Source organism: Pseudomonas sp. (genome assembly GCF_037994325.1).
Lineage (GTDB): Bacteria > Pseudomonadota > Gammaproteobacteria > Pseudomonadales > Pseudomonadaceae > Aquipseudomonas.
The window spans coordinates 1-7,125 of record NZ_JBBNAH010000401.1; the positions used below are offsets into that span (position 1 = coordinate 1).

Annotated in this window: 5 protein-coding genes; all 5 read left to right on the plus strand. The window is 60.1% G+C overall.

From position 1 onward, the window contains the following. Positions 1-18 precede the first annotated feature (18 nt). The 5 genes from fis to AAAB16_RS13630 all read left to right on the plus strand — a co-directional run bounded on the left by fis (position 19) and on the right by AAAB16_RS13630 (position 7,037). Complete coding sequence (gene fis / locus AAAB16_RS13610) at positions 19-339, plus strand: DNA-binding transcriptional regulator Fis (protein ID WP_108098422.1); 321 nt, start codon at positions 19-21, stop codon at positions 337-339. An 82-nt stretch (positions 340-421) separates the two neighbouring features. Then, positions 422-2,029, plus strand: coding sequence for a bifunctional phosphoribosylaminoimidazolecarboxamide formyltransferase/IMP cyclohydrolase (gene purH, locus AAAB16_RS13615; RefSeq protein WP_340663800.1), 1,608 nt, complete (start codon positions 422-424; stop codon positions 2,027-2,029). Between the two features lie 183 nt (positions 2,030-2,212). After that, on the plus strand, positions 2,213-3,502 hold the full coding sequence (gene purD, locus AAAB16_RS13620) for a phosphoribosylamine--glycine ligase (RefSeq protein ID WP_340663801.1): 1,290 nt from the start codon (positions 2,213-2,215) through the stop codon (positions 3,500-3,502). A 178-nt stretch (positions 3,503-3,680) separates the two neighbouring features. Continuing rightward, positions 3,681-6,404: a response regulator gene (locus AAAB16_RS13625; protein ID WP_340663802.1), complete on the plus strand. Its 2,724-nt coding sequence runs from the start codon at positions 3,681-3,683 to the stop codon at positions 6,402-6,404. Positions 6,405-6,437: 33 nt separating this feature from the next. Beyond that, positions 6,438-7,037: a MarC family protein gene (locus tag AAAB16_RS13630; protein ID WP_110616753.1), complete on the plus strand. Its 600-nt coding sequence runs from the start codon at positions 6,438-6,440 to the stop codon at positions 7,035-7,037. Positions 7,038-7,125: the final 88 nt, after the last annotated feature.

The window sequence follows — 7,125 nt, forward strand, 5'->3', positions numbered from 1 at the left end:
TGGAGAAGAGGTGGCCGCATGACGATGATGACTGAGACTTTAGTGAGTGGAATTGCACCTGTGACCGATAACGTCAATTTGAAACAGCACCTCAACACGCCGAGCGACGAAGGCCAGACCTTACGCGGCAATGTGGAAAAGGCGCTGCACAACTACTTCGCCCACCTTGATGGGCAAGATGTCTGTGATGTCTACAACCTGGTGCTTTCCGAAGTCGAAGCGCCGTTGCTGGAAACCGTGATGAATTACGTCAAGGGTAACCAGACCAAGGCTTCTGAATTGCTTGGTTTGAACCGCGGAACACTGCGCAAAAAGCTCAAGCAATACGACCTGCTGTAAGCATGCATTCATACGAAAAAGGGCGGACTGATCAAACAGCCGCCCTTTTTTGCTGATTTCTCTGCTTTAGATGGAAACCGAGATGACCGACCAAACCACCCGCCTGCCCATTCGCCGTGCCTTGATCAGCGTTTCCGACAAGACCGGCATCCTTGAGTTCGCCCGTGAGCTGTCCGCCCTTGGCGTGGAAATTCTGTCCACCGGCGGCACCTTCAAACTGCTTAAGGACAATGGCGTAGCCGCCGTCGAAGTCGCCGACTACACCGGCTTTGCGGAAATGATGGATGGCCGGGTGAAAACCCTGCACCCGAAAATTCACGGTGGCATTCTCGGTCGCCGCGGCACCGACGACGCCATCATGGCCGAGCACGGCATCAAGCCGATCGACCTGGTGGCGGTCAACCTCTACCCCTTCGAAGCAACCATTTCCAAGCCCGGCTGTGACCTGCCGACCGCCATCGAAAACATCGATATCGGCGGCCCGACCATGGTTCGCTCGGCAGCGAAAAATCACAAAGACGTGGCCATCGTGGTGAATGCCAGCGACTACGCCAATGTGTTGGAAAACCTGAAAGCCGGCGGCCTGACCTACGCTCAGCGTTTCGACCTGATGCTCAAGGCGTTCGAACACACCGCCGCCTACGACGGCATGATCGCCAACTACATGGGCACCGTCGACCAAGCCGCTGAAACCCTCAGCACCGAAGGCCGCAGCGAATTCCCGCGGACCTTCAACAGCCAGTTCATCAAGGCTCAGGAAATGCGCTACGGCGAGAACCCGCACCAGAGCGCGGCGTTCTACGTGGAAGCCAAACCCGCCGAAGTCAGCGTAGCCACCGCCACTCAGCTGCAAGGCAAAGAGCTGTCGTTTAACAACGTGGCCGACACCGACGCCGCGCTGGAATGCGTAAAAAGCTTTGTTAAACCAGCCTGCGTGATCGTCAAGCACGCCAACCCGTGCGGCGTAGCGGTTGCCCTGGACAGCGAAGGCGGCATTCGCCAGGCCTACGAACTGGCCTATGCCACCGACACCGAATCAGCCTTTGGCGGCATCATCGCCTTTAACCGTGAGCTGGATGCGGCCACGGCCAAGGCCATCGTCGATCGTCAATTCGTCGAAGTAATCATTGCCCCAAGTGTTAGCGCTGAAGCGCGCGAAGTGGTCGCTGCCAAAGCCAACGTGCGCCTCTTGGCCTGCGGTCAGTGGAACGCCGAGCGCGCCGCGGCCTGGGACTACAAACGGGTTAACGGCGGTCTGCTGGTACAGAGCCGCGACATCGGCATGATCAGCGCCGATGACCTGAAAGTGGTGACCAAGCGCGCGCCAACCGAACAGGAAATTCACGACCTGATCTTCGCCTGGAAAGTGGCCAAGTACGTTAAATCCAACGCCATCATCTACGCCAAAAACCGCCAGACCATCGGCGTTGGCGCAGGCCAGATGAGCCGGGTTAACTCGGCGCGTATTGCCGCGATCAAAGCCGAACACGCAGGCCTGCAAGTGCAGGGTGCGGTGATGGCATCCGATGCCTTCTTCCCGTTCCGTGACGGCATCGATAACGCCGCCAAGAACGGCATCACCGCGGTGATTCAGCCGGGTGGTTCGATGCGTGACAACGAAGTGATTGCCGCCGCCGACGAAGCGGGTATCGCCATGGTATTCACAGGCATGCGTCACTTTAGACACTAAGACGGCTGCGCTGACGCAGGCATCTGCGGCGTTGGATTGGACTTTTGCGATGCTCATTGCCAGGCGGCAACTCCGCTCGCAAAAGCCCAATCCGCCTTGCATCTACCTACGCCATCGCACCCTCGATAGATGTCGCCTGTTTTAGCCCGCGCCGCAGAGTGGCGCCCCATAGAGGCTCGCAATATGAATGTATTGATCATTGGCAGTGGCGGTCGTGAACACGCCCTGGCGTGGAAAGTCGCGCAAGACCCGCGCGTTGAGAAAGTCTTTGTCGCCCCCGGCAACGCCGGCACCACTACCGAAGCCAAGTGCGAAAACGTTGCCATCGACGTATTGGCCCTGGAGCAACTGGCCGATTTCGCAGAGAAGAACGTCAGCCTGACCATCGTTGGCCCGGAAGCGCCGCTGGTTAAAGGCGTGGTCGACTTGTTTCGCAGCCGCAACCTGCGCTGCTTTGGCCCGACCGCGGGCGCTGCACAGTTGGAAGGTTCGAAAGCCTTTACCAAGGACTTCCTCGCCCGCCACAACATTCCGACCGCCGATTACCAGAACTTCACCGAAGTGGAGCCAGCCCTGGCCTACCTGCGGGAAAAAGGTGCGCCGATTGTGATCAAGGCCGATGGCCTGGCCGCCGGTAAAGGCGTAATCGTCGCCATGACCCTGGAAGAAGCCGAAGACGCCGTGCGCGACATGCTCGCTGGCAATGCCTTTGGTGACGCCGGTTCGCGCGTGGTAATCGAGGAGTTCCTCGACGGCGAAGAAGCCAGCTTTATCGTGATGGTCGACGGCAAAAACGTACTGCCCATGGCCACCAGCCAGGACCACAAACGTGTTGGCGATGCCGACACCGGCCCGAACACTGGCGGCATGGGCGCTTACTCCCCGGCGCCAGTGGTCACGCCAGACGTGCACCAGCGCGCCATGGATGAAGTGATCTGGCCGACCGTGCGCGGCATGGCGGCCGAAGGCAATGTGTATACCGGCTTCCTCTACGCCGGCTTGATGATCGACAAGGCCGGCAAGCCGAAAGTTATCGAATTCAACTGCCGCTTTGGCGACCCGGAAACCCAACCGATCATGCTGCGTCTGCAATCGAGCCTGGTGCTATTGATTGAAGGCGCGCTGGCCGAAGCCCTCGACAAGATCGAAGCGCAGTGGGATCCACGGCCAAGCCTGGGCGTGGTGCTGGCCGCAGGCGGTTACCCAGGTGACTACGCCAAAGGTGTGGAAATCAAAGGCCTGGATGGCGCGGTATCGGAACAAGGCAAAATCTTCCACGCCGGCACCACCCTAGCGGACGGCAAGGTCGTCACCGCTGGCGGCCGTGTTCTGTGCGCTACAGCCCTGGGCGAAAGCGTTTCGGCGGCACAAACCAATGCCTATGAACTGGCGAAAAAAGTCGACTGGGACGGCTGCTTCTACCGTCACGACATCGGCTATCGCGCCATTGCCCGGGAACGTGGCGAAAAATAACGTACCTTCTTCAGCAAAAACCCACCACAGGCAGCTCTTTGAGCTGCCTTTTGCGTATTACCCGAAGGGATTGCTTGGCTATAATCCGAGCTCTTAAACCCGAAGGGATTTCATTGTGCGCCGGCTCAGGATCGCCATAGGACTTGTTGCCAGTTTGCTGCTGGTCGCACTGTCGCCAATGCCAACCCTGGCAGCGGAACAGGGCCAATGGTCGGCCTTGCTTGATGCCGATGCCAGCCTGCAGCTCAATGAAGTACGCGCCAGTGGCAGCGTCGCTCGTTTCTCTCCGGTCGATATCCAACAACTGGTCACCCCTGGCGGCAATGCCGCGCAATGGCTGCACGTTCGCTTGCCTGGCAACAACCATGAACGCCTGCTGCGGGTATTTGGCCCGTACCTGAGCCATCTTGATCTCTACGTACTGCGCGGCGACGACTTGCTCACCAGCACCCGCACCGGCAGCCAAACACCGCTGGCCGAGCGGCCCTTGCCCAGCCGTGATTTTCTTCTGCCGCTGCCGGCCAGCAACGACACCCTAGACGTGTACCTGCGCCTGTCCAGCAGCCATACCCTGCGCCCCTCCATCAGCATTGATGACACCGCAACCATGGCCGCCGACGACAGCCGGCCCTTGCTCTACGGCATGCTGCTCGCCGCCTTTGCCTTACTGGCGCTCTACAACCTGGTGCGTTTTGCCTATACGCGCATTCGCAGCAGCCTATGGTTGGCCCTTGCGCAACTGAGCCTGCTGGGCGCCAGCAGCGTCTTGCTCGGAGTTGCCTCTCCCTGGCTGGTGGGCTGGCCAGGCTTGCAAGTGCAGGCCGGCAATCTGTCGATCCTGCTGGCCATGCTTTGCGGCCTCGCCTTTACCCTGAGTTTTTTCCAGCGCGTACAACCCAACGGTATCTGGCGCCGTGTGCTGCTGGCCGAGTGCGCGGCCATCGCGCTGTTGGTGGTGGTGATCCTGGTGGCCAGCCAACTGCAATTTAACCGGGTGGTGTATCTGTTTGCCGCCATCAGCAGTGTCAGCATCTTGGTGGTCGCCGCCTACCGCTGGCTGCACGGCTACAAACCCGCCCGGCTGTTCACCCTGGCCCAACTGATTTTCAACCTGGCCTTTATCGGCGCCCTGCCCTCAATGTTTGGCTACTGGGCCTATGACGCCGACTGGCTGGCCTACAACCTGTTGTGCTTTGCCGTCGTCAGCGGTGTGTTGCAAAGCCTGGCCCTGGCCGAGCGGCAGTTGCGCTTGCAGCAGGAGTACTTCGCCATCAGCCGCGAACAGGCCGCCAGCTCCGCCGAGTTGCGCGCCAAGGCCGAATTTCTGGCCAAGATCAGCCATGAAATACGCACGCCCATGAACGGCGTGTTGGGCATGACCGAGCTATTGCTGGGCACCCAGCTGTCGACCAAACAGCGCGACTACGTGCAAACCATCCACAGCTCAGGCAACGAACTGCTCACCCTGATCAACGAGATTCTCGACATCTCCAAACTGGAGTCCGGGCAGATCGAGCTGGACGATGTGCAGTTCGACCTCAACGCGCTAATCGACGATTGCCTGGATATCTTTCGCGCCAAGGCCGAGCAGCAAAAAGTTGAGCTGATCAGCTTTATGCAGCCGCAGGTGCCAAGAGTTGTCAGCGGCGACCCCACGCGCCTGCGCCAGACCCTGCTGAGCCTGCTGGACAACGCCTTTAAGCAAACCGACGAAGGCGAAATTCTCTTGGTGGTCGCCGTCGACACCAGCGGCGACGCCCCACGCCTGCGCATTGCCGTGCAGGACAGCGGCCGTTCGCTGGACAGTAATGAGCGCGACGCCCTGCTCAACGCCGAACTGCACAGCAAAGACTTCCTCTCCGCCACTGGCGTCGGCGCGCGCCTGGGCCTGATCATTGCCCGCCAGCTGGTGCGTTTGATGAACGGCACCTTTGGTATTCAAGGCGGAGGCACCCAGGGCAACACCCTCTGGCTGACGCTTCCGTTGGATGCCGAACGCCTGGAAAACCCCACCGCCGACCTCGACGGCCCACTGCAAGGCGCACGCTTGCTGGTGGTGGACGACAACGAAACCTGCCGCAAGGTACTGCTGCAACAGTGCAGCGCTTGGGGGCTGACCGTCAGCGCCGTGCCATCGGGCAAAGAGGCCCTGGCCCTGCTGCGCACCAAGGCCAATATCCGCGAATACTTCGACGTGGTGCTGCTTGACCAGGACATGCCCGGCATGACCGGCATGCAGCTAGCCGCCAAGATCAAAGAAGACCCCAGCCTCAACCATGACGTGCTGCTGATCATGCTTACCGGCATCAGCAATGCGCCGAGCAAAATCATCGCGCGTAACGCCGGGATCAAACGCATCCTGGCCAAGCCGGTGGCCGGCTACACCCTGAAAACCACCCTCGCCGACGAACTGGCGCAGCGTAAACCGGGCTTGGAACCGCGCTCCTATGCACCGATTGTGGCCACCCAGGATTTCCCTGAAGACTTCCGCATTCTGGTGGCCGAAGACAACAGCATTTCCACCAAAGTGATTCGCGGCATGCTCGGCAAGCTCAACCTGCAGCCCGACACCGCCAGCAATGGTGAAGAAGCCCTGACCGCGATGAAAGCCCAGCAGTACGACCTGGTGCTGATGGACTGCGAAATGCCCGTGATGGACGGCTTTTCCGCCACCGAACAACTGCGTGCCTGGGAAGCCCAGGAACAGCGCCAGCGCACGCCAGTGGTGGCGCTGACCGCGCATATTCTCTCCGAACACAAAGAGCGCGCGCGGCTGGTGGGCATGGACGGCCATATGGCCAAACCGGTGGAGCTGTCGAACCTGCGTGAACTGGTGGAACACTGGGTAGCCGAACGCGACGCCCGCCGCCAGGAAGCTGCCAACTCGGCATTGCCCCACTAACGTTACCCTGCCCTTTTGCCTGCGAGCCTGCCGATGTTGTCCACCTTGTTCAGCCTGTATTTGAAGATGCTGGTGCTCTATAGCCCGTTCTTCGTGCTGTCGTGCTTTATCGGTATGACCCGCGGCTACACCGTGAAAGAGCGGAAAAAGCTGGCATGGAAAGTCGCCACCGGCGTGGTGATCGCCAGCAGCGTGCTGTACCTGTTTGGCCAGAGCATCTTTACCGTGTTCGGTATCACCATCGACGCCTTCCGCATCGGCGCTGGCAGCGTGCTGTTTATCTCCGCCCTGGGCATGGCCCAAGGTCGGCCCGTGGTGCAAAGCGACAACCAGCAGCAAGATGTGACCATCGTGCCGCTGACCATTCCGCTGACGGTTGGGCCAGGCACCATTGGTGCGATGCTGGTAATGGGCGCCGGGCAGCCGCATTGGGATAGCAAGCTGGTGGCGCTGCTGGCCATCTTTCTCGCCAGCCTGACGGTGGGCGCCGTGCTGTACCTTAGCGATAAATTCGAGCGGATACTTGGCGACCAGGGCCTGGAAATTATTGGGCGGCTAATGGGCTTGTTTGTCTGTGCACTGGCCGCGCAGATCATCTTCACCGGGATCAAGGGCTACCTGATTACCCCGTAACGTCTCCCGCCTTAAAAACATTCGTCATCCCCGCGCAGCCGGCGATCCAGATTTTCACGGCGAACACCTACACCCGCACCACTCTGGA

Coding starts and splice junctions, on each gene's coding strand:
- AAAB16_RS13630 (WP_110616753.1), top strand. CDS start 6,438: ATGTTGTCCACCTTGTTCAGCCTGTATTTGAAGATGCTGGTGCTCTAT.
- fis (WP_108098422.1), top strand. CDS start 19: ATGACGATGATGACTGAGACTTTAGTGAGTGGAATTGCACCTGTGACC.
- AAAB16_RS13625 (WP_340663802.1), top strand. CDS start 3,681: ATGCCAACCCTGGCAGCGGAACAGGGCCAATGGTCGGCCTTGCTTGAT.
- purD (WP_340663801.1), top strand. CDS start 2,213: ATGAATGTATTGATCATTGGCAGTGGCGGTCGTGAACACGCCCTGGCG.
- purH (WP_340663800.1), top strand. CDS start 422: ATGACCGACCAAACCACCCGCCTGCCCATTCGCCGTGCCTTGATCAGC.